We start from the raw sequence: 21,638 nt of genomic DNA, 5'->3' as shown, positions 1-21,638 counted from the left end.
TGCGGACATATATTCCCACCTGTCGACCGCCCGACGACGGAGTGTGAACAACATCACCGTCGAGAAATGCATTGAATGCATTTCTGCATTTGGTGCAAATTTGCAAGAGGTGCATAATTTTCTGGTGAGTTCCGAACCGACCGAATCCTTGCGCGAGCGCCAGACCCGTGAGCGCCGCGCGTCCATCCACGCCGCGGCCGTCGATCTCGTCTTCGATCATGGACTCGACGAGGTGACTGTGGCTCGGATCGCGGAAGCTGCGGAGGTCTCGACGCGCACGTTCTTCAACTATTTCCCTACCAAGGAGATGGCGATCGTCGGACTGACGACCTCTGACGATATCGCCGCCGCTCTGCAGCGATTCATCGAGGACTTCGAGCCCCGACGCGAGCGTCTGGTGGAGGATCTCTCCTTCACCATCCGCGCCGCGTTCGAATTCCTGCTGCCGCGGTCGGCGAACAAGCAGAAGCTGCGCGCGATCCAGGCTCGGCATCCGCACCTCGGCATGCTCAGCATGGAGACGAAACGGCACTACTCCGAGCAGATCATCACCGGCATCCGCCGGCGGATCGAACGTCGCGGAATCACTTTTGCCGATGACGACACCGCCGCACGGGCCACGCGGATGCTCGCGCAGCTGTGCAGCATCCCGCTCGAGCATGCTTTCGCCTCCGCGCGATTCGACACCGAACACGAATTGAACGACGAACGGGTGGACCAGGCGTTCACCTCCTCGATCGAACTGTTCCTGACCCTCTTAGAAAGGCTGAAATGACCACTACCGCCACCGAGCCCGCTGCCGAGAAGCAGCACGGCGCCGAGGAGGAGCCGGAGATCGAGACCTCGTCGGTGATCCTGCTGTTCACCGGCCTGATGCTGGCAATGTTCATGTTCTCGCTCAACCAGACCATGTTGGCCACGGCCCTGCCGACCATCGTCGGTGACCTCAACGGCGTCGACCAGATGCTGTGGGTCTCGACGGCGTTCATGTTGGCGTCGACGATCATGATGCCGATCTACGGCAAGTTGGGCGATTCGTTCAACCGGAAGAAGATCTTCATCTTCGCCATCTGCATGTTCATCCTCGGTTCGATCGTCGGCTTCCTGGCCCACAACATGGCCGTCCTCATCACCGCACGCGTCATTCAAGGCCTCGGCGGCGGCGGTCTCATCATCCTCTCGCAGGCTCTCATCGCCGCGGTTGTGCCGGCGCGCAAACGCGGCCCGTATATGGGCATCATGGGGGCGAACTTCGCGGTCACCTCGGTGGCGGGACCGCTGATCGGAGGCTGGATCACCGAGGGTCCGGGCTGGCGCTGGACATTCGCTCTCAATCTTCCGTTCGGCGTGCTCGCCCTCATCGCCGCCATCCTCTTCCTCAAGGTCCCCAAGTCGGATCGGTCGGTCAAACGCCATGTCGATGTCGCGGGCATGATTCTCATCGCCGAATTCACCTCGGCACTCATCCTCACGACTTCGTGGGGCGGGCATCAGTACGACTGGGACGATCCGATCATCATCGGACTCATCGCCATCGCCGTCATCAGCGCCGTCGTCTTCGTCTTCGTCGAACAGGCTGTGCCCGAACCCGTCATCCCGATGTTCGTGTTCAAGGACACGAACTTCGTCCTCTGCACGATCGCCGGCATGTGCATCGCCATCGGCATGTTCGGCGTACTTTCGTACATGCCCACGTTCCTGCAGATGGCCCACGGGATCGAAGCGACCAAGGCCGGGCTCCTCATGGTGCCCATGATGGCCGTGATGCTGCCGAGCTCGGTCATCATCGGCTTCGTCGTCTCGAAGACGGGACGGTACAAGTGGTACCCGGTGCTCGGCAGCGCGATCGTCGGCGTCGCCCTCTTCCTCATGGGGACCTTCGTCACGGCCGATCAGAACGTTCTCGTCGTCATCGGCTGCCTGTGTGTGCTGGGCCTCGGCCTGGGACTGTCGATGCAGATGCTCGTGCTCATCGTCCAGAACTCGTTCCCGGTGGCGATGGTCGGCACGGCCACGGCGTCGAACAACTTCTTCCGTCAGATCGGCGGCACGCTGGGCATGTCGCTGATCGGCTCGCTCTTCACCTCGCGGCTGGCGTCGAACCTCGAGGACGGCATCAAGTCTCTGGGACCCCAGGGCGCCCAGGCGATGAAGGGCACGGGGTCGAACTCACTGACCCCCGAAGTGGTCAAGTCGCTGCCCGATCCGATCCACTCGATCATCGTCAATGCGTACAGCGATGCGCTGGTGCCGATCTTCCTGTGGGTCTGCCCGCTGGGAATCATCGCGGCAGTCATCCTCATGTTCGTTCGTGAGAAGGCTCTGGCCACGAAGATCGATGCGGGCGCCCCGACGGACCATCAGCGTGAGGTCGTCGCGACCGACAGCATCGCTGTCGTCGAACAGCCTGGTTCGCTGGCCCCCTCGGGCACGAGCTCCGTCAGCGATGAGATCGAGTACGAGACGGCAACGCGAGGTGCCGAAGACTACTCTCTGCGGCCCCGCTCGCCCAAGCACTGATACGCATGTCTACGCAATGACAGCGCAGGCCCCGCAATTGCGGGGCCTGCGCTGTATCGCGGCCGGAGTCTGTCCGCGACTGCCGCGGAACTAGCCTTTCGAGGGCCATCCGTTCGGCTCACACCCCTGCAGGCCCTTCGTCTGCTGCTGCATGAGCGGTGCGGTCTTGCCCGGTCCGGGGCAGGATTCGTGGCCGTGGCCGAGAGCGTGACCGACCTCGTGGTTGATGAGGTACTGCCGGTACTGGACGATATCGTCGAACTCCTCCGTGGCGGAGACCCAGCGCTTGGCGTTGAGGATGACGTTGGGTCCGTTGCGGCATGAGAGCTTGCCCAGGGTCCGCAGCGGCAGGCACATCTCGTCGACGGTATCGGGGCTGGCGATGGAGATCATCGTGTCCTGGCCTTCATCGACGAGCTCGATGGAGACGTCGTCCATGTCCTGCCAGCCGCGCTCGTCCTGGAGGGTCTTGATGATGAAGTCGCCGGCCTCATCGACGTTGATGGGCAGGTTGTCTTCGACGCGCAGGGCGACCTTGAACCTCTTGCCCTCGTCGCGGTTGGGTCCGGTCTCCTCTTTCGGCCGGTCCCATTTTCCGCTGCCATGGGTGTCGATGTCGTCTTCGCTGACTCCCGCCGCTCCCGCGTCTTCCACGCTTGCGGTCTCGGTGGGCGTGGACGACTCACTCGGCTCGGCCTCGGCTGAGTCGCTCAGGTCCGGCGAGGCGGCCTGCGTTTCGGCCGCCTTCGGAGTCGGCCGGGTCTCTTCGTCGGCGGCGGGCGCGCAGGCACTCAGCCCGACGAGCAGCGAGACAGCGGCAAGCGAGGTCAGGGTGCGGAGGCATGGGCGGGAGGCGAGACGGGTTCGACTGAGCACGCCTGTGAGTCTATCTCCTGCCGATTCATCGAGAAACGGGTTGCGTGTCGAGAAACGTGCGCACACACCCGTGTCTCGACACTCAGCCCGTTTTTCGGCGAAGTCAGAACTCGAGCACGCCGCCGGGCCCGCGCAACCTGGCACGCAGACGACAGACCGGCCCCTCGACCACCGCGGTGTCACCGGCCCCGAGTACCTCGAGCACCTGCCGCGCCGCCTCGGGCTCCGGCGATTCCACACGGAAATCGAGCAGTTCGAGGGCGGGCAGGGCCGCCTCGGCGGGATGGACGGATTCGCCCCAGTCGATGAGGAACGGCTGCGCACCATCATGCGGCAATGGAGATCGGGTGGTCAGTCGCCATTCGAGGCGGTCGCCCTCGGCAGTGTCGCGAGCCATGTCCTGGACCTCGCCGAAGTCGATGCCCACGGTGTTCGCGGCCGCGACCTTCGCGAGGAACGCCGGCGGGTGGATGGCCCAGGTCTGCAGGGTCGGCTCGGTGGCCAGATGTGCGTCGAGCGGAAGGGTGCCGTCAGCGGGCTTCTCCTGCTGCGGGTCGGGGCCGAGGATCTCGAGGTAAGTGTGCGCTCCCTCCGGCCAGCCCGTCGGGGCGAGCCCGAGGAGGAAGTTCGCGGTCCCCCGCCCCGGGTGCGAGCCGCCGGGAACCGCACGCACCCCGGTGGCCTCTTCGACGGCGGCGACCCCGGCCTCGAGGTCGGGCACCGTGATGATGAGGTGGTCGAGCTGCGCGGGAATGGTGTTCAGAGTGTCCATGATCCACCCGGACCTTTCAGATGAGCGTGTAGGCCCTCAGTCTCCCCCTCTTGGCGGCCTGGGGCAATGATGTCGAGAGCGATGCCGAAGAAGTCGAGGACCGAACCGACCGCAGCAGGCTCGTCACTCGCGGCCCACAGCTTCTCGAGGCGGACCCACGGCATCTCCTGGCTCGCCGGATGCTCGGAGTCCTTCCAATCGATGAGGAACGGCTGGATTCCCGACCACGGCAGCGGGGTGCGCCTGGTCAGGCGCCAATCGAGGACCACCCCGTCCGGTCTGCGGCGGGTCATGTCATGGACCTCGCCGAGGCGGACGCGCGGTTCCCGTGACCGCGCAGCGGCCGTGACGAAGCCGTCGAAATCGTCCGGACGGATCGCCCACCTCTGCACGGTCGGCGCCGTGACCCCGGCCAACCGCGCGGCCGCCAGCACCGGGTCCTGCTCGGGGTCAGGACCGAGGATCTCGAGGTACGTCAGCGGTTTCGGACCGCTCTGACGTGTGAGTCCCAGCGAATCGGAGAGTTCATCGCTGAGCTCGAGTCCGAGCAGCGCGTTGGCCGTGCCCAAGCCCGGATGCGCACCACCGTCGACCGCACTCACCCCCAGACGATCCTCACATTGCTCAACATATTTCTGCAGATCTGGGACGGCGATAACGAGATGATCAAATTCCGCACTGTTCAACATGTCTCAATATTAAGCCCCGGATTGACGGTAATTGCACGGATGCGCTTTACTCATGGCATGCGCATCCACTTCGGGCTCCGTGCCGGACACCGCCCCTGTCTGCCGTCAACGGCACCTGCGATGTCCGCATATTGTTGAACTATCACACTCAGCTCCCTCTGTTCCATCCCACTTGCCCGAAGGACCTCTTCCATGCCGGACCGTCTCTCCGCCTCCGCGAGTCTGACTCAGCGCCGCCTCGACCGCCGCTCGGTCCTCAGCCTCGGTCTCGGTTTCGGCACTCTGCTCACCCTCAGCGCCTGCACACCTCACGACTCCGGTTCGCTGGCCGAGGGCGAACCCGTCCGCGGTGGAGTGCTCACCTACTTCGAACCCCAGACCTGGACCCTGCTCTACCCGCCGTCGGTCGGCTTCTACCCCAACGGCGGGATCATGAACAACATCTCCGCACGCCTGCTGTGGCAGGATCCGAAGACACTCGAGCTCTATCCGTGGTTGGCGACCGAACTGCCGGAGACGAACGCCGATGCCACGACCTACACATTCACCATCCGTGAGGGCGTGACCTATTCGGACGGTTCACCACTGACACCTGAGAATGTGGCGAAGAACTTCGACCTGTTCGGTCTCGGCGACGAAGCACGCACGCTGCCGGTGTCCGAGCAGATCTCGAACTACGAGCGCAGCGAAGTCCTCGACGAGCATCGGGTTCGGTTCCACTTCTCCGCCCCCTCCCCCGGTTTCGCGCAGGCGACGTCGACGATGAACGCAGGACTACTCGCCGATTCCACTCTCGACCTCGACGCCGAAGGCTTCGGCCCGGGCGGAGCCACGCAGATCCACACCTGCGGGCCCTTCCACATCACGGCCGAGACCATCGGCACGAAACTCTCCGTCCGTGCCCGCGAGGACTATGACTGGGCTCCCCCGCACCTGAAGCATCAGGGTCGGGCCCACCTCGACGGCATCGATTATCTGACGAACAACGAATACTCCGTGCGCATCGGAGCCGTGCTCTCCGGGCAGGCAGACGGCGTCCGCGATGTCCAGGCACCGGATGAGTCGCGTGTCACCGAACAGGGGCTGCGCCTCTATGCGAAGGCGACGAACGGAATCAACAACAGCATCAACTTCCGGTTCCGCCACGACCTGCTTGCCGATATCGACGTCCGGCGAGCGCTCATCGCCGCCATCGATCGGCAGGAGATCGTCGACAAGCTCTTCACCCCGAACTACCCGCTGGCCACCGGTCTGCTGGCGAAGGGCGCCATGGGGTATGTCGACCAGTCGGGATCCTGGGACTTCGACCCGGACAGGGCCAACCGCCTCCTCGATGAGGCCGGGTGGAGTGAGCGCAACGGGCAGGGCTACCGCGTCAAGGACGGCCGGCCGTTGGCGCTGGTGGTGAATATCGCCCTGCCGCAGCCGCGGTCGAACGAGGTCCAGACCCTCATCCAACAGCAGCTGCGCCGCGTGGGCGTGCGCCTGTCGATCAACCCCGGGGACCAATCGAAGCAGACCCTCGACGCCCTCGAACTCGACACCGTGCAGATCTACCATTCGATGGTCGCCCGCGCCGACTTCGACAACCTGCGCTCGAACTACTCCTCAGTCAACCGCGACGTCTTCCTCAACGGAACCGACCGCGCGGACGCCGACGACGATTCGGTCGATGCGAAAGTCGACGAACTCCTCGAGACGCTCGCATCCGAACCGAACCATGACAAACGCCAGAAAGCCGCCGAGGCGGTCCAGAACTACCTCGTCGACCAGGCCTATGTGCTGCCGTTCTTCGAAGAGCCGCAGGTCTTCGCCTTCCGCCGCCGCGTCCACGGCTTCGCCACCGAACCCGTGGGACGGCCCGACTTCTACAGCACCTGGCTGGCAGGAGAGAAATGATCCTCGATACCCGCTACCTCATCCTGCGCCTGGGCCAAGCGGTCCTCGTACTGCTGCTCGCATTCACCGCGGCGTTCATCCTGCTCAGCCTCATCCCCGGCGACGGCGTCACTGCCCGCTTCGCCGACCCCGCGCTGGGGTTGTCCAATGACCAGATCGCCGAGATCCGGGCTGCCACCGGCGCCGACGACTCCTGGTTCGGCAAGTACCTCACGAGCCTCACCGGGTTCCTCACCGGCGACTTAGGCTATTCGGTCCAGACCGGCGCGGCCGTGTCGACGATCATCGCTGCGGCTCTGCCGTCGACCGCAGTGCTCGCGGCCTCCGGGTTCGTCACCGCCCTCGTCCTCGCCGTGATCATCGCCGTCTTCGCCACCTTCGGACCGTCCACCGGGCCGACTGCTCGGGTGCGCCGGATCCTCGACTCGGTGCCCAGTCTGTTCATCTCCATCCCGGTGTTCTGGCTCGGAATCCTGCTCATCCAGGTCTTCTCCTTCCAGCTCGGCGTGGTCTCCGTCGTCAATCCCGGCCCCGCCGAAGCGCTCGTGCTGCCGACCCTGACCGTGGCGGTCCCGCTCTCGGCCCCGATCGCCCAGGTGCTCATCCGCTCCATCACCGAGGTGCAGGCCTCCGGCTTCGTCAAGGTCACCACCGCGAAGGGCGCCTCCGAACTGTGGATCCTCGTCCACACCGTCGCCCGCAATGCGGTGCTGCCGGGGCTGACGATCATCGGGCTCGTCTTCGGCGAACTCGTCGCCGGCGCCGTGGTCACCGAAACCGTGTTCGGCCGCAACGGCATCGGGCTGATCACCGCCCAGGCCGTCACCCACCGGGACAATCCGATCCTGCTGGCCGTCGTGGTCATCGCCACCTTCGGCTACGTCATCATCAATCTCGCAGTCGACCTTCTCTATCCCGTCATCGACGTCCGTCTGCGCACGAAACGCAGCGCCGCCTCGGCGGGCAAGACCCTGCGCAGCCACGACGAACCGACACGTCGCGCTCTCACGGCATCCGCTGCCAGCGTCGGCGTCGACCTCGAATGGGATGACGAGACGAAGGAGAAGAACTCGTGAGCATCGTCTTCACCAGCGGCCAGGGCACCGAGACCCGGCGCGCACGCGGCGGCCGGGCACGCGCCGCGCTCTCCCCGGCGACCATCGTCTCCGCTCTGGTTCTGCTCATCGCCGTCGCCTGGGCGCTGGCTCCCGGGCTCTTCACCCACTTCGACCCCAACGACGGCGGAGACACCCCTGCCCTGCTGGCACCGAGTCTCGAGCATTGGTTCGGCACCGACCAGACAGGCAGGGATGCCTTCACCCGAGTCGTCTACGGCGCCTCCCAGTCCCTGTTGGCCGCGCTCGTGGCCGTCGGGGTCGGGCTGATCGTCGGCACCACGATCGGGCTCATCGCCGGCACCCGGCGCGGACTCATCGACGATGTGCTCATGCGCCTGATCGATGTGCTGCTGTCCATCCCCGCGATCCTGCTCAGCCTTTCGATCGTCGTGGTCCTCGGCTTCGGCACGATCAACGCGGCCATCGCCGTCGGCGTCACCGCCATCGCGCAGTTCGCGCGTCTCGCCAGGTCACAGGCGGTGCAGATCAATACGAGCGACTTCGTGGCCGCGGCCTACGGTTCCGGCGGCACCTTCTTCTCCGTCCTCACTCGCCATATCCTCCCGAATTCGATCTCTCCCGTGCTCTCGCTGGCGGTCCTCCAGGTCGGTTCGGCGATCCTCCAGATCTCCACGCTCGGGTTCCTCGGCTACGGCACCCCGCCGCCCACCCCGGAATGGGGACTCATCATCGCTGAAGGCCGCAATTTTGTCGCCACCGCCTGGTGGCTGACAGTGCTGCCCGGCCTCGTGGTCATGGCCATCGTGCTCGCCACCCACCAGATCGGCAACACCCTGCGAAAGGTGACATCATGACCGACTCCTCACTGCTGCGCATCGACGGCCTGTCCGTCGAATACTCCCACCGAGGCGGCTCCGCGGCACCGGCCGTGAGCGAGCTCGATCTCGCGGTCCGTCCCGGTTCGATGACCGCCGTGGTCGGGGAATCGGGTTCGGGGAAGTCGACGACGGCGAACGCCGTCATCGGTCTCCTTCCTTCCTCGGCCAGGGTCGCGGCCGGGCGGATCCGCCTCGGCGAGATTGATCTGCTCAGCCTGGGCACCTCCGGTTGGCGCGGTGTGCGCGGATCTCAGATCGGCTACGTCCCACAGGATCCGGGGTCCTCGCTCAATCCGCTGCAGACGGTCGGCAAGTCCGTCGCCGAGGCGCTGCGCATCCACCGTCGCGCGGGCCGCGCCGGGGCTCGCGCCCAGGTCGTCGAGCTCCTGGACCGGGTCGGCATCGACCAGCCGGAGAAGCGGGCCGACCAGTTCCCGCATGAGCTCTCCGGTGGGATGCGGCAGCGTGTGCTCATCGCCGCGGCCATCGCGCTGCGCCCGCGCCTGCTCATCGCCGACGAACCCACCTCCGCCCTCGACGTCACCGTCCAGAAGCAGGTCCTCGACCTTCTCGATGAACTGCGCGCCGAGACCGCGATGGGCATCCTCTTCATCACCCACGATCTCGCCGTCGCCGGCGAACGCGCCGATGAGGTCGTGGTCATGCAGGGCGGACGCATCGTCGAATCGGGGCCGGCCGGACGGGTCTTCTCCGACCCGGCCACCGATTACACCACCCGTCTCATCGCCGATGCTCCCGCACTGCAGACAAAGGCACGAACTGCCCGCGCCGAGGCGACCAGGGAGTCCACAGACCCGTTCGTCTCCGTCGAATCGCTCACCCATGTCTTCGACCGTACGGATGATCGGATCACCGGCATCGAGGGTGTGGACTTCACCGTGGCGCGCGGGACCACGCACGGTCTCGTCGGCGAGTCCGGCTCGGGCAAGACCACCACGGGCAAGGCGCTGTCCGGGTTCCTCACCCCGCAGTCCGGGCATGTGCGCATCGGTGACTTCGATGCTGCGGAGCTCGGACGCGGTCGTCCCTCACGGCAGCGGCTGCGGGAGTTCCGGCGCACCGTGCAGCTCGTCCATCAGAACCCGTTCTCCGCTCTCGATCCCAAGCATTCGATCCGGTCGACGCTGACGGAGCCTCTGCGCAACTTCCGCCTCGGCGATCGCGCCTCCCGACCGCGGCTCGTGACCGAAGCGATGGACCGGGTGGCGCTGCCTGCGGACTTCCTCGATCGGCGTCCCGCCGAACTCTCCGGCGGTCAGCTGCAGCGAGTGGCGATCGCCCGCGCCCTCATCGTCGAACCCGAACTCGTCGTCTTCGACGAGGCTGTCTCGGCCCTCGACGTGACCGTGCAGGCGCAGATCCTCACACTGCTCGACGAGCTGCAGAGGGAGCTCGGTCTGACCTACGTCTTCATCACCCATGATCTCGCCGTCGTCCGCCAGATCGCTGATACGGTGTCCGTGATGTCGCACGGACACCTCGTCGACGACGGCGCGACCGAAGAGATCTTCACTCGCCCGCGCTCCGCCTATACCCGCACTCTGCTCGAGGCGATCCCCCGTCCCGCGACGCTGTCGGCCGTTGCAGCGCCTGCGAACAATCGACCGGCGACCCCGACCCTGCTCACTGCAGCAGCAGAAAGCTGAGAACCATGACCCCGCAACCCACCGACACTCAGGCGACCGACACTCAGGTAGGCGGACCGAAGCTCGGATTCTTCACCCGCCTGCTCGAAGACGCCCCCGCCGCAGACCGCTATCGCTTCGCCCTCGAACAGATCGAGGCGGCCGAGGACTTCGGCTTCCATTCGGCCTGGGTCGCCCAGCATCACTTCTCCGCGGCCGAGGGCGGGCTGCCGTCCCCGCTCGTCTTCCTCTCCCACGCCGCCGCCCGTACCACCCGAATCTCTCTGGGCACCGCGATCATCACCCTGCCGATGGAGAATGCCGTGCGCGTGGCCGAAGACGCCGCCGTCCTCGACGAGCTCTCCGGCGGTCGTCTCGAGATCGGTCTGGGCTCGGGCGGGAACCCGAAGTCGTTCCCCGCCTTCGGCACGAGCTTCGAAGAGCGTCGTGAGGTCTTCGCAGACAATCTCGCGACCCTGCGCACACTGTTCTCAGGCGACCGGCTGCCCACCGACCATGGTCTCTACCCCGCTCCCGATGGGCAGCGTCCGAGCCTCGAGCGACGACTGTGGCAGGCAACGTTCTCCGCCGGCGGAGCCGGTGCGGCAGGCGCTGCCGGTGACGGTCTCATGCTCTCGCGGACTCAGCCGCGTCCCCAGGACAATCCGGCGGCACTCCTCGACGAGGTGCAGCTGCCGGTCATCGATACCTATCTCTCCCGGCTGCCCGAGGGGGCCGAACCGCGTATCCTCGCCTCTCGTACCGCCGTGGTCGCCGATGCCGAGGATCTGTCCCGGCTGCGCGAGATCACCGAGCCAGCGCTGCGGGCCGAGGCCGACCGCCTCGTCGGCTATGACACCTCCGGACTGAGCCTCGATGAGCTCCTCGTCGCCACCGACACCTACCTCGGCACACCCGAGCAGGTGAGCGAACGTCTGCAGCATGACCGCGTCCTCGATCGTGCCACCGACGTCAGCTTCCAGGTGCACTCGGTTCCGGCGACGAACGAGACCGCTCTGCGGTCCATCGAACTGCTGGCCACCGAGGTGGCACCCGCCCTCGGGTTCTCCGTGACCAAGGAGAAGGTGCACTGAGATGGCCGATATCATCAACCTCCTCGCCGGAATCGCGGCGAACGATCCTCTCGATGAGCTGCGCGGCCACCGGGCGCAGGCGAAGGAGAACGCGCAGCTGAGTTTCGAGGCTCTGCTCGAACCCGCTGATCCGAAGAGCGTGAGCTTCCGCGACCGTTATGCGGTCGCCGCGTTCACCGCGGGTCTGCTCGGTTCGACTCGGGCCGAGGAGTTCTACCGTGATCTCCTGCGTGACGAAGACGAGTCCGTGTCCTGGGCGGTCGCCGAACTCCTCGACGAGGCGACCTCGCCTGCCGGCACAGCTGGTCCCTACGGAATCTTCGAATCCGCGGCGTTGGCCGAAGAGAACGTTCCCGGGCCGTGGCTGACTGCCGCCGAGGCGACTGCGGAGAGACTCGGTGAGAAGCTGACGGCAGGACTCGAATTCGCTCATCTTCTCGTTCTCCATCCGCGCGACAGCCGCCCGGGTCACCTCGCGCTTCTGCTCGAGGCGGGATGGGACGAGGACGGCATCGTCACTCTCGCTCAGCTCGTGTCGTTCCTCAACTTCCAGATCCGCATCAGCACCGGACTCGCCGCGCTCACCGATGCGGCCTCAGCGACCGCGGATACTCAACCGCACCAGGCGGACCGGTCGGAAGGCGAATCCGCGAACGAGACGGACGATGCCGACGACGGCCCCGCCTCGGCGAGAGTGGACGAAGCTCTGCAGGCCGTCGGCGATCGGGTGAAGACGTATCCGAATCTCCACCGCCCGAAGCTGTTCCAGCAAGGTGGGCTCGGGTGGGTGCCGTGGATCGCTCCCGTCGCCGAGTCGGACCTCGGCGATGACCAACGGGATGCCCTCATCGAGGCCGGACGGGCGAAGAACCCGTACTTCCGGCTGCTGGCGAGGGATCCTGCCGCACTCAAGGCACGGACCCTGACCGACTTCGACATCTTCTTCAACACCACCGACGGGCTCGGCCGGGCCGAACGCGAACTCGCCGCGACAGCGGCCTCGCGGCTCAACGGGTGCCTGTTCTGTGCGTCGGTCCACGCCGATCGGGCCACCGAGGAATCCGGGCGTCGTGACGTCGTCCAGCGCCTCCTCGACGAGGGAATCGGCCCGAAGAGCCACCTCGGTGATCAGGTGTGGGATGCCGTCGTCGATGCCTCGGTGGCGCTGACCCTGACCCCGCAGTCCTTCGGCGTCGCAAACATCGAGCAGCTGCGTGCGGCGGGTCTCGACGACGGCGACATCATCGACGCACTCAGCTGTGCCGCCTTCTTCAACTGGGCGAACCGACTGATGCTCTCCCTCGGCGAACCCGAGGTGCTGAACGCCGGGAAGTGACCTCTTCTCGCAGGCGCGGTGGCTGCATGCGTCCTACGGCGTCGATTGTGTGGTCGATCCGCGTCGATTTCCTCGCGGGAACGCCGTGGATCGACCACACAATCGAGAATCAGCTGCGCCAGCTACTCGGCCGCGACTCGTCTCAGCCGACGACCATGAGCGTCGAGCGGATGATGAAGCGGTTTCCCGTCGGTGATTCGACGCTGAAGCCGCTCCCCCGTCCCGGCACCACATCGATCGTCAGATGCGTGTGCTTCCAATACTCGAACTGCTCCGTCGACATCCAGAAGTCCAGTCCGGCCTTCTCGGCATCGTCGATGGGCAGGTCGAAGTGGCCGAGCAGCACATCGGCTTCCGAGGTGAGGAAGTCGCCTTCGGGGAAGCACATGGGCGACGAGCCGTCACAGCAGCCACCGGACTGGTGGAACATGAGCTGTCCGTGTTTGTCGACGAGTCCGGCGAGCAGGTCGATGGCGGCCTGAGTCATCGCCACTCGTGATTTCTCTTCGCCCTCGATCGTCGGCGTCGATTCGAGGGCGGCTGTTTCGGCTGTTTCACTCATCAGAAGAATCCTTGTGCATTTTCGGAGTAGCTGACCAGCAGGTTCTTCGTCTGCTGGTAGTGGTCGAGCATCATCTTGTGGTTCTCTCGTCCGATGCCCGAGGACTTGTATCCGCCGAACGCGGCGTGGGCCGGGTAGGCGTGGTAGTTGTTCACCCAGACGCGTCCGGCCTGGATGTCGCGTCCGGCTCGGTAGGCGGTGTTGCCGGTGCGGGCCCAGACTCCGGCGCCGAGGCCGTAGAGCGTGTCATTGGCTGTGGCGATCGCGTCGGCGTAGTCGGAGAACGAGGTCAGGGCCACGACGGGTCCGAAGATCTCCTCCTGGAAGATGCGCATCTTGTTCGTGCCCTTGAAGATCGTCGGCTGGATGTAGAAGCCGCCGGCAAGGTCACCGTCGAGTTCGGCTTTGTCGCCGCCGATGAGCACCTCGGCGCCTTCATCCTTGCCGATCTTCAGATAGGACATGATCTTCTCGAACTGGTCGTTCGAGGCCTGTGCGCCGACCTGGGTGTCGGTGTCGAGCGGGTTGCCCTGCTTGATGGAGCGGACGCGTTCGACGCCGGCGGCGACGAAGTCGTCGAAGATCGAGTCCTGGACGAGTGCACGCGACGGGCAGGTGCAGACCTCGCCCTGGTTGAGAGCGAACATCGCGAAGCCTTCGAGCGCCTTGTCTCTGAAGCTGTCGTCGGCGGCCATGACGTCGTCGAAGAAGATGTTCGGTGACTTGCCGCCGAGCTCGAGGGTGACCGGGATGATGTTCTGCGAGGCGTACTGCATGATCAGGCGACCGGTCGTCGTCTCTCCGGTGAAGGCGATCTTGCGGATGCGTTTGTTCGACGCCAGCGGTTTGCCGGCTTCGACGCCGAATCCGTTGATGATGTTGAGGACGCCGGGGGGCAGCAGGTCGCCGATGAGTTCGGCGAGGACGAGGATCGATGCCGGAGTCTGCTCGGCAGGTTTGAGGACGACGCAGTTGCCGGCGGCGAGCGCCGGTGCGAGCTTCCATGTGGCCATGAGCAGGGGGAAGTTCCAGGGAATGATCTGTCCGACCACGCCGAGGGGCTCGTGGAAGTGGTAGGCGACGGTGTCGTCGTCGATCTGTGAGATGCCGCCTTCCTGCGCCCGGATGGCTGAGGCGAAGTAGCGGAAGTGGTCGACGGCCAGCGGGAGGTCTGCTGCCAGCGGTTCACGGATTCCCTTTCCGTTGTCCCAGGTTTCGGCGACGGCGAGCATCTCGAGGTTGGATTCGATGCGGTCGGCGATCTTGAGCAGAATGTTCGACCGTTCGGCGACCGAGGTCTTGCCCCAGGCCGGGGCCGCTGCCCAGGCTGCATCGAGTGCGGTCTCGACATCATCTGCGGTGGAGCTGGGGATCTCGGTGAAGGCCTGCCCGGTGACGGGGGTGATGTTCTCGAAGTAGTTGCCGTCCTTCGGCGGCACCCACTCTCCTCCGATGTAGTTCTCATAACGGGGCTTGAACGTGACGAGCGCGCCGTCGGTACCGGGTGCTGAGTAGACTGCCATGACACTCCTTCGTGTGAGTCCATCCACCCCACAACACGTGCCTCGTCCGATGGCGGTCGGAGGCGCGGAGCGGATGTGTCCGTGTCCTCTCACCTTAGGTCGGAACCCGGGTGCGGACAATAGCCGTTGAGGGAGTTCGCAGGTGACATTCGCCCGGAATCTGAGAGACTGTCGGCGTGGACATCAGGCCCTGCGCTCCGGAAGATCGCGACGCACTCGAGGCGCTCTTCGCACGCGCAGGAGAGGGCTCGCCCACGGGCACGCTGTGGGGAGATCCGGAGTCCGAAGCCTTGATCTACCTGACTCCTTATCTCCGCCACGATCCTCAGTCGGTTCTGCTCGCATGGACGCAGTCGGGACCGGTCGGATATCTGGCCGGATGTCTCGACACCGCAGAGTTTCCCCGCGAGGACAAGCTCTTCAGCGACGCCATCTCGGCTCGATTGATCATGCGACGGCCATCCTCAGTTGCTTTCTTCGCCCGCAGCGCGGCGGACGCGATCCGCGACCGCCTGCGCAAACGGCCCGCGTCCGGCGAGCTCCTCGATCCTCGGTGGCCGGCGCATCTGCACATCAACGTCGCGCCAGAGGCACGCGGTACGGGTGCCGGGGCAGCGCTGATGGCGGCGTGGATCGATCGGCTACGGGAGCATGGTGTTCCCGGCTGTCACCTCCAAACCATCGTCCAGAACCATGGTGCGGTGCGCTTCTTCGAACGCTCGGGCTTCCGCGTGCATGGACCGACGCCGCCGGTTCCGGGCATCCGCTGGCAGGGCGGCCGAGTTCATCAGCAGACGATGGTGCAGGAATTCTAGCGAGCGCGGATTCAACTGGTTGGCCGAGCGGCCATGAAGAGAACCATGTCTCGCCAGATGCCACCGACCTCCTGATGTTCCACAAGCACTCGTTCGCGAACATATCCTGCTCTGTCAGCGGTCCGCAGAGATCCGGAATTCCCCGGTTCGATGAAGAGTTCGACTCGACTCAGCCCGGGAATCGTCCAGGCGAAGTTCGTCAGTGCAACGAGCGCCTCAGCAGCGTATCCGCGGTGTCGCGACGAGGGCGCGATCGCGTAGCCTGCACTGGCTCGGCCGTCTGCAAGGTCTTTGAGCCACAGACCGCAATGGCCGACTGCCTCATCGTCGGAGCGCCGCGCGATCGTGAACGAGAAACCCCGCCCTTCTGCGTGACGCCCCTGTTGTCTCCGAACCCAGGACTCAGCCTCCTCACGGCTGGCGTGCCCGGGCAGAGTCCCCGTCAGCGGCACGTACGGATCAGTGGACAGGTCGCGGGCCATAACAGCATCACGAAGTTCCACGCGCCGCAGTCTGATCGCGCCGAATTCCGGATCAGTCGAGGGCCACGGAGGCAGCCGATGAGGCGTGGGCATCAGCCGCCAATCGCCCCCCCTGACCTCCCTGAGCATGGTGGCCCACCGGCTTCACCATGATCAGGCAGGGCGTGTCCGCTCCCCACAGGTCGGTCTCTTCCAGAGGTAGGAAGCCCATCTTTTCGTAGAAGTGTCGCGTCCGTGCATAGTTCGGGTCGTCCTTCGACGGACCGAGGGTCTTCACTTCGAGCAGCTGCGCCCCTCGGGCCCGCACATCCTCGGTGATGGCCTCGATCATCGCATTCCCAACGCCCTCGCCATGGACGGAGCGGTCGACGACGGTGAAATGGATTTCACTGGTCTGCGGGAAATGATGCGTCACCAACGTGACTCCGACGACTCGGCCATGTTCGTCGCGGACCGTCCACGTCTCCATGCGGCGCGCGTCGTCGATGTATTCGGCGTTGGATTCGGGTCTGCCGAACCATTCCGGCACGGTTGCAAGCAGCCGTTCCACGTCTTCGGGCACGGCCTCGTCGCGCTGAGCCCTCCAGTCGGCTTCAGTCATGGGCTCCACCCTAGACTCCGCATCGATGCTCCGGTACCCCGTTGCTAGACTCAGTCCCATGAGCGAGCCCGAGTCCCCCGTCCTCCGACTGATCCCGTATCTCGCGGCGATCACCGTCACGGTGTTCGCCACGCTGTCGGTGGTCGGCACCGGGGAGTCCAACCTGCTCGTCACGCTCGTCGTCGCAGCAGTCGGCTATTTCGGCACATATTTCATCGTCAAGCTCATCATCCACGCCCTCGTCACCCGGATCGGTTCCGACCACCACGACGACCACGACTGACAGTCGGCCAGCCGCTCCTACTTATTCGCCTGCGCCGGGACGACGACCTTGCGGATGATGATGAGCGCCGAGGCGGCCACCGGCACCGCGACCACCGCACCGAGCACACCGCCTAGGGTTCCGCCGGCGATCGCGGCGATGATGACGAGGGCACCGGGCACGTCGACGGCCTTGTTCATGATCCGCGGGCTGAGCAGATACGCCTCGACCTGCATGTACACGAGGTAGTAGATTCCGGCTGTGATGCCCAGCCCGGGCGAGACCATCAGGCAGGAAGCGGTGATGATGATCGCCCCGGTGATAGGGCCGACCAGGGGAATGAGCGAGGCGAGGAACGCCACGAACGCCAACAGCGCCGGCAGCGGGGCGCCGATGATGGTGAGGAAGATCGCCGAGCATACGCCGTTGATGACACCCAAAGACACCTGACCGAGGACGTAACGTCCGATGGATCGGGTGACTTCCTCGGTGACGGACTCGACCGTCGGCCGCGATGAGGCCGCGACCAGGGAGAACATCGCGGATTTGATCGTCGGCATGGACACGGCGAAGTAGATGGTGAGGATGACGACGATGATCACCCCGGTGAGGAAGCTGAGGATTCCCGCCCCGATCGACACGACGCCGCCGCCGAGGGAGAGCACATTCTTCGGATCCGAGGCCCACTCCGAGATGTTGGCGAACACCGCATCGATGTCGATCGCGCCGGTGAATTGCTCTTCGAGCTCCGTCACCCACCCGGTCGTGGCAAGGTTCGCCACGATCCCGGGCAGATCCGCGACGAACGTCTGGATCTGACTGATCACGGCCGGCGCGATGAGCAGTGCGACGCCGACGACGATGAGGATGAATGCCACGACGACGATGAGCACCGACAGCGACCGCGGAACCTTGCGGTCGACGAGCCACTGCACGATCGGCTCGAGCCCGAGAGCGAGGAACAGTGCCAGACCGATATAGATGATCACGGTCGCCAAGGACTGCAGCGCCGTCATCACCACGATCGCCAGCCCGACGCCCAGGGCGCCGGTGAAACCGAGCCGGAACGCGCTGTTGAGTGTGAGGGACTTGCCCTGCCCAGTGCCCATGGAACCCAGTGTAACCAGCGATCATGCACTGGCCGGTCGACTCACGTTAGGATCGGAGCGAACCCCCACCCGCTTCAGAAAGTGAATCGTCGAGAAAATGAGCGCAGATCCGAACAGCATCGATGTCTGGGAAGCGTTCCTCGACCCGCAGACCGACTATTCGCTGCCCGACTTCGCCGCAGTCACCCCGGAGACGCTGCTGACCGCGGTTCACACGGCGACCGATTTCGCCCGCGCCGAGGTGGCCGCCATCATCGCCGACGACGCCGAGTCCACGTTCTTCTCCACCACCGTGAGATTCGAATCCGCGTCCGTGCCGATGACCCGCATCGCCTCCGTGGCAGCAGCCATCGAGTCGAATCATCTGCGTCCCGAACTCACCGACGCCATCTCCGAGACCTGGGAACTCCTGTCGGCCACCGAGACCGAGATCCTGCTGAACGTCGACCTCTTCCACCGCATCGAGCAGGTTTCGGTCTCCGACCTGAACCCCGAGGACAAGCGTCAGCAGGAACTGACTATCGATCAGTTCGTGCGTGCGGGCGCCCGCCTCGGCGAGGACGAACGCGAGCAGATGGCCACGATCGCGGCCGAACTGACCACTTTGGAGAACTCCTTCTCCCGCGCGCTGCAGCTCGATACGCGCGAGTTGGCCGTCCACCTCAGTGAGGCCGATTCCCTGGCCGGGATGAACGACGATCAGATCGCGGCAGCGGCGAATCGTGCCACCGAACGCGGCGTCGACGGCTACCTGCTGCCGCTGAACAACTTCACCCAACAGGGCGTGCTCGAATCCCTGAGCACAGCACAGACGCGTCGGCACGTGCTGAACAACTCGATGGCCCGTGGATCCCGCGGCGGCGACGGCGACACCCGCACCCAGGTCGCCGACACCACGGCGCTGCGTGCGCTGAAGGCGCATCTTCTCGGATACCCTTCCTACTCGTCCTTCGCCATCGACAATCAGACGGCCGGCAACCCCGATGCCGCTGCCGACATCGTCTCCTCGCTCATCAATCCCGCGAATGCCCAACTCGATGAGGAACTTGCGCAGGTCAAGGAGCGCTACGGCCTCGAGACGGTCGCGTCCGAAGACGTCAAGTACTACCTTGCGAAGTTCCGCGCCGACGAATTCGGCATCGACCCCGACGAGGTGGCCAAGTACTTCGAATTCGACACAGTCCTCACCGAAGGCGTCTTCCGGGCCGCCACCGGACTGTACGGAATCACGTTCGCCCCGTACGAGGGTGTCACCGCCTGGCATGAGGACGTCCGCGTCTATGAGGTCACCGATGTCAACGAACGTCACCTGGGGCTCGTCCTCATCGACCCGTACTCGAGGGATACGAAGCGCGGCGGGGCCTGGATGGACCAGCTGGTTCCGGCCTCCCGGCTGACCGGGCTGCTGCCGGTCGTCACCCTCTCGCTCAACCTCGCCAAGCCCGGTCCGGGCCGGCCCACGCTGCTCAATCCGACTGAGCTGACGACGTTCTTCCACGAATTCGGCCACGTCCTCCACGGGCTCTTCGCGAACTCCACCTACCCGTCGACGGCCGGTACCGCCGTCCCCCGCGACTACGTCGAATTCCCGTCCCAGCTCAATGAGATGTGGCGCTTCCACCCGCAGGTCCTCCCCCACTTCGCCAAGCACGTCGACACGGGCGAGCCGATGCCGGCCGAACTCGTCGACGCGCTCATCGCCTCAGAGAAGTTCGGGCAGGGCTTCGACACGATCGAATACCTCGCCGCTGCCATGCTCGACCTGTCCTGGCATTCGCTCGAGGCCGGAGAGCACATCACCGAAGTCCTGTCCTTCGAATCGGAGGTGCTCGCCGCGGCCGGCTTCTCGCCGCTCGTTCCGCCGCGCTACCGGTCGACGTACTTCGGGCACGTCTTCGCCTCCGGGTATGCGGCCGGCTACTACTCCTACCTCTACTCCGAAGTCATCGCCGCCTGGGTGAGCGAATGGTTCGAGTCCCAGGGCGGACTCAACCGAGAAGCCGGAGATGCCTTCCGCGAGGCGATCCTCGCCCCCGGCTATTCGGTCGACCCGATGGCGGCGATCGAACGCTTCTTCGGCACCCGCCCGGATGTCGCCCCGCTGCTGCGCCGTCGCGGCCTCGCGGAACCCGTGACCGAGGTCGACGGGGAGGAAACGACCGAGACCCAGTTCGGAGCCGCCTCGGCGAGGTGGGACCACCCCAACCACGAGGCGGTCGCCGCCGATCTCGCGGCTGCGGGCATCGATCCGCGCATCGAGATCTTCGACGGCTCGACGCCGACGGCGGCCGCAGCGGCCGAAGCGCTGGGCATCGAGGTCGGAGCGATCGCGAACAGCCTCATCTTCTCCTCCGGCGGCGAACCCGTGCTCATCATGGCCTCGGGCGCCCACCGGGTCGACACCGCACATGTCGCCGAACTCATCGGCGTCGACTCCCTCGACCGGGCGTCGAAGGAACTCGTCCGCGAGGCCACGGGGCAGGTCATCGGCGGGGTCGCTCCCTGCGGTCATCCGGGGCCGATTCCGACCTATGTCGATGTGTCGCTGAAGGACTATCCTGTTCTCTGGGCCGGCGCGGGGACACCGAATTCGATGGTGCCTCTGACGTACGAGCAGCTGCTCACGGTCACCGGAGGAAAGGAAATCACCGTTGTCGCAGAAGAGTCCTGAGTCTGGGCGTTCCGAGTCCGAGTCTGGGCAGCCGGATCGCACCACCGATCCGGCGCACACCACCACCTCGGCTGCACGATTCGCAGCTTTCGCTTCCTCCCGGGGCCGCTACTATGCGGTCTTCCTCGCCGTGTTCTGCGCGGTGCTCATCATCTCGAACATCTCGGCCACGAAGGTCATCGGCTTCGGTCCGATCGTCACCGACGGCGGCGCGTTCCTCTTCCCCATCGCCTACATCCTCGGTGATGTGATCAGCGAGGTGTACGGCTTCAAAGCCGCTCGCAAAGCCGTGATCACCGGATTCGCCCTGCAGATCCTGGCCACCTTCGTCTTCTGGCTCGTGCTCATCTCGCCTCCGGGGCCCGGGTACGAGAACCAGGACGCGTTCGCCGCCGTGCTCGGCTTCTACCCGCGCATCGTCGCGGCTTCCCTCGTCGGCTACTTCGTCGGCCAGCTGCTCAACTCGTGGGTGCTCGTGGCGGTGAAGAAGCGCATGGGCGAGTCGAAGCTGTGGGTGCGGCTGCTCACGTCGACCGGTGTCGGCGAGTTCGTCGACACGCTGCTGTTCTGCATCATCGCCTTCGCCGGTGTCATCCCGGGGCTCGACTTCCTCAACTACATCATCGTCGGCTTCGTCTACAAGGTCGCCGTCGAGATCATCTTCCTGCCCGTGACCTACCGGGTCATCAAGCTCGTCAAACGCCACGAACCCAGCTACGAACTCGACGCGGCTGAAGCGTAGATTTCAATGACGCCTTAGCCGACCGGCGCGCGTTCGCGAACTGATGCACCGGACGCCCAGTGGTCAGCCCGAACGGAAAGCG

Annotated in this window: 20 protein-coding genes; 12 read left to right on the top strand and 8 right to left on the bottom strand. The window is 65.2% G+C overall.

The window, feature by feature from the left end; genetic code table 11:
* The first annotated feature begins 43 nt into the window (after positions 1 to 43).
* Positions 44 to 775 (top strand): TetR/AcrR family transcriptional regulator, encoded by a 732-nt coding sequence (locus AC239G_RS04620; protein ID WP_487489905.1) that lies wholly within the window; start codon positions 44 to 46, stop codon positions 773 to 775.
* Positions 772 to 2,520, top strand: coding sequence for a DHA2 family efflux MFS transporter permease subunit (locus tag AC239G_RS04615; protein ID WP_139469346.1), 1,749 nt, complete (start codon positions 772 to 774; stop codon positions 2,518 to 2,520). Before AC239G_RS04620 ends, AC239G_RS04615 begins: the two co-directional genes overlap by 4 nt.
* A gap of 90 nt (positions 2,521 to 2,610) precedes the next feature.
* Here AC239G_RS04615 and AC239G_RS04610 read toward each other — a convergent pair whose 3' ends face one another.
* The 3 genes from AC239G_RS04610 to AC239G_RS04600 all read right to left on the bottom strand — a co-directional run bounded on the left by AC239G_RS04610 (position 2,611) and on the right by AC239G_RS04600 (position 4,857).
* On the bottom strand, positions 2,611 to 3,396 hold the full coding sequence (locus tag AC239G_RS04610; RefSeq protein WP_487489904.1) for a DUF3152 domain-containing protein: 786 nt from the start codon (positions 3,394 to 3,396) through the stop codon (positions 2,611 to 2,613).
* Between the two features lie 103 nt (positions 3,397 to 3,499).
* The gene (locus AC239G_RS04605) at positions 3,500 to 4,168 is read right to left on the bottom strand and encodes a VOC family protein (protein WP_487489903.1); all 669 of its coding nucleotides are present in this window, start codon (positions 4,166 to 4,168) and stop codon (positions 3,500 to 3,502) included.
* A complete protein-coding gene (locus AC239G_RS04600) occupies positions 4,156 to 4,857 on the bottom strand; it encodes a VOC family protein (protein WP_139469344.1) in 702 nt (233 codons plus the stop codon). Before AC239G_RS04600 ends, AC239G_RS04605 begins: the two co-directional genes overlap by 13 nt.
* Before the next feature lie 192 nt (positions 4,858 to 5,049).
* Here AC239G_RS04600 and AC239G_RS04595 point away from each other — a divergent pair, with 192 nt between their 5' ends.
* The 6 genes from AC239G_RS04595 to AC239G_RS04570 are packed head-to-tail and all read left to right on the top strand — an operon-like array spanning position 5,050 to position 12,789.
* The gene (locus tag AC239G_RS04595) at positions 5,050 to 6,756 is read left to right on the top strand and encodes a TIGR04028 family ABC transporter substrate-binding protein (protein WP_139469343.1); all 1,707 of its coding nucleotides are present in this window, start codon (positions 5,050 to 5,052) and stop codon (positions 6,754 to 6,756) included.
* Positions 6,753 to 7,832: an ABC transporter permease gene (locus AC239G_RS04590; protein ID WP_487489902.1), complete on the top strand. Its 1,080-nt coding sequence runs from the start codon at positions 6,753 to 6,755 to the stop codon at positions 7,830 to 7,832. Before AC239G_RS04595 ends, AC239G_RS04590 begins: the two co-directional genes overlap by 4 nt.
* Positions 7,829 to 8,689, top strand: coding sequence for an ABC transporter permease (locus tag AC239G_RS04585; protein ID WP_139469341.1), 861 nt, complete (start codon positions 7,829 to 7,831; stop codon positions 8,687 to 8,689). Before AC239G_RS04590 ends, AC239G_RS04585 begins: the two co-directional genes overlap by 4 nt.
* Complete coding sequence (locus tag AC239G_RS04580; protein WP_139469340.1) at positions 8,686 to 10,380, top strand: dipeptide ABC transporter ATP-binding protein; 1,695 nt, start codon at positions 8,686 to 8,688, stop codon at positions 10,378 to 10,380. Before AC239G_RS04585 ends, AC239G_RS04580 begins: the two co-directional genes overlap by 4 nt.
* 5 nt (positions 10,381 to 10,385) lie before the next feature.
* Positions 10,386 to 11,453, top strand: a complete 1,068-nt coding sequence (locus AC239G_RS04575) for a putative FMN-dependent luciferase-like monooxygenase (RefSeq protein ID WP_487489901.1) — start codon at positions 10,386 to 10,388, stop codon at positions 11,451 to 11,453.
* A 1-nt stretch (position 11,454) separates the two neighbouring features.
* On the top strand, positions 11,455 to 12,789 hold the full coding sequence (locus AC239G_RS04570; RefSeq protein ID WP_482401505.1) for an alkylhydroperoxidase domain protein: 1,335 nt from the start codon (positions 11,455 to 11,457) through the stop codon (positions 12,787 to 12,789).
* 142 nt (positions 12,790 to 12,931) lie between these two features.
* Here AC239G_RS04570 and AC239G_RS04565 read toward each other — a convergent pair whose 3' ends face one another.
* Entirely contained in the window at positions 12,932 to 13,351 is a 420-nt protein-coding gene (locus tag AC239G_RS04565; RefSeq protein ID WP_487489900.1) for a DUF779 domain-containing protein, read from the bottom strand.
* Positions 13,351 to 14,874 (bottom strand): aldehyde dehydrogenase, encoded by a 1,524-nt coding sequence (gene adh / locus AC239G_RS04560; RefSeq protein WP_139469336.1) that lies wholly within the window; start codon positions 14,872 to 14,874, stop codon positions 13,351 to 13,353. The genes AC239G_RS04565 and adh overlap by 1 nt, the downstream gene beginning before the upstream one ends.
* A 176-nt stretch (positions 14,875 to 15,050) precedes the next feature.
* Here adh and AC239G_RS04555 point away from each other — a divergent pair, with 176 nt between their 5' ends.
* Positions 15,051 to 15,689 (top strand): GNAT family N-acetyltransferase, encoded by a 639-nt coding sequence (locus AC239G_RS04555; protein ID WP_487489899.1) that lies wholly within the window; start codon positions 15,051 to 15,053, stop codon positions 15,687 to 15,689.
* 11 nt (positions 15,690 to 15,700) lie between these two features.
* Here the strand turns inward: AC239G_RS04555 and AC239G_RS04550 are convergent, their stop codons facing one another.
* Positions 15,701 to 16,264, bottom strand: a complete 564-nt coding sequence (locus tag AC239G_RS04550; protein ID WP_139469334.1) for a GNAT family N-acetyltransferase — start codon at positions 16,262 to 16,264, stop codon at positions 15,701 to 15,703.
* Positions 16,224 to 16,772 carry a GNAT family N-acetyltransferase gene (locus AC239G_RS04545; RefSeq protein WP_487489898.1) on the bottom strand — a complete coding sequence of 183 codons (549 nt, stop codon included), beginning with the start codon at positions 16,770 to 16,772 and terminating at the stop codon, positions 16,224 to 16,226. The genes AC239G_RS04550 and AC239G_RS04545 overlap by 41 nt, the downstream gene beginning before the upstream one ends.
* A gap of 58 nt (positions 16,773 to 16,830) precedes the next feature.
* Between AC239G_RS04545 and AC239G_RS04540 the strand changes: the two genes are divergently transcribed.
* The gene (locus AC239G_RS04540) at positions 16,831 to 17,055 is read left to right on the top strand and encodes a hypothetical protein (protein ID WP_139469332.1); all 225 of its coding nucleotides are present in this window, start codon (positions 16,831 to 16,833) and stop codon (positions 17,053 to 17,055) included.
* Positions 17,056 to 17,072: 17 nt separating this feature from the next.
* Here the strand turns inward: AC239G_RS04540 and AC239G_RS04535 are convergent, their stop codons facing one another.
* Positions 17,073 to 18,143: an AI-2E family transporter gene (locus AC239G_RS04535; protein WP_487489897.1), complete on the bottom strand. Its 1,071-nt coding sequence runs from the start codon at positions 18,141 to 18,143 to the stop codon at positions 17,073 to 17,075.
* A gap of 97 nt (positions 18,144 to 18,240) precedes the next feature.
* Here AC239G_RS04535 and AC239G_RS04530 point away from each other — a divergent pair, with 97 nt between their 5' ends.
* Both AC239G_RS04530 and AC239G_RS04525 read left to right on the top strand, forming a co-directional pair.
* Positions 18,241 to 20,814, top strand: a complete 2,574-nt coding sequence (locus tag AC239G_RS04530) for a M3 family metallopeptidase (RefSeq protein WP_487489896.1) — start codon at positions 18,241 to 18,243, stop codon at positions 20,812 to 20,814.
* Positions 20,795 to 21,556, top strand: coding sequence for a queuosine precursor transporter (locus AC239G_RS04525; RefSeq protein WP_248284022.1), 762 nt, complete (start codon positions 20,795 to 20,797; stop codon positions 21,554 to 21,556). The genes AC239G_RS04530 and AC239G_RS04525 overlap by 20 nt, the downstream gene beginning before the upstream one ends.
* Positions 21,557 to 21,638: the final 82 nt, after the last annotated feature.

The sequence above is a fragment of the Brevibacterium sp. Lmc1 genome (assembly GCF_057654315.1).
This window is presented reverse-complemented; position numbering and strand designations above follow the sequence as displayed.

What these genes read in the sequence shown, in the direction of transcription:
- AC239G_RS04565 (WP_487489900.1), bottom strand. Translation starts at nt 13,351, where the DNA reads ATGAGTGAAACAGCCGAAACAGCCGCCCTCGAATCGACGCCGACGATC.
- AC239G_RS04575 (WP_487489901.1), top strand. Translation starts at nt 10,386, where the DNA reads ATGACCCCGCAACCCACCGACACTCAGGCGACCGACACTCAGGTAGGC.
- AC239G_RS04600 (WP_139469344.1), bottom strand. Translation starts at nt 4,857, where the DNA reads ATGTTGAACAGTGCGGAATTTGATCATCTCGTTATCGCCGTCCCAGAT.
- AC239G_RS04580 (WP_139469340.1), top strand. Translation starts at nt 8,686, where the DNA reads ATGACCGACTCCTCACTGCTGCGCATCGACGGCCTGTCCGTCGAATAC.
- AC239G_RS04550 (WP_139469334.1), bottom strand. Translation starts at nt 16,264, where the DNA reads ATGCCCACGCCTCATCGGCTGCCTCCGTGGCCCTCGACTGATCCGGAA.
- AC239G_RS04595 (WP_139469343.1), top strand. Translation starts at nt 5,050, where the DNA reads ATGCCGGACCGTCTCTCCGCCTCCGCGAGTCTGACTCAGCGCCGCCTC.
- AC239G_RS04570 (WP_482401505.1), top strand. Translation starts at nt 11,455, where the DNA reads ATGGCCGATATCATCAACCTCCTCGCCGGAATCGCGGCGAACGATCCT.
- adh (WP_139469336.1), bottom strand. Translation starts at nt 14,874, where the DNA reads ATGGCAGTCTACTCAGCACCCGGTACCGACGGCGCGCTCGTCACGTTC.
- AC239G_RS04605 (WP_487489903.1), bottom strand. Translation starts at nt 4,168, where the DNA reads ATGGACACTCTGAACACCATTCCCGCGCAGCTCGACCACCTCATCATC.
- AC239G_RS04590 (WP_487489902.1), top strand. Translation starts at nt 6,753, where the DNA reads ATGATCCTCGATACCCGCTACCTCATCCTGCGCCTGGGCCAAGCGGTC.
- AC239G_RS04535 (WP_487489897.1), bottom strand. Translation starts at nt 18,143, where the DNA reads ATGGGCACTGGGCAGGGCAAGTCCCTCACACTCAACAGCGCGTTCCGG.
- AC239G_RS04530 (WP_487489896.1), top strand. Translation starts at nt 18,241, where the DNA reads ATGAGCGCAGATCCGAACAGCATCGATGTCTGGGAAGCGTTCCTCGAC.
- AC239G_RS04540 (WP_139469332.1), top strand. Translation starts at nt 16,831, where the DNA reads ATGAGCGAGCCCGAGTCCCCCGTCCTCCGACTGATCCCGTATCTCGCG.
- AC239G_RS04545 (WP_487489898.1), bottom strand. Translation starts at nt 16,772, where the DNA reads ATGACTGAAGCCGACTGGAGGGCTCAGCGCGACGAGGCCGTGCCCGAA.
- AC239G_RS04615 (WP_139469346.1), top strand. Translation starts at nt 772, where the DNA reads ATGACCACTACCGCCACCGAGCCCGCTGCCGAGAAGCAGCACGGCGCC.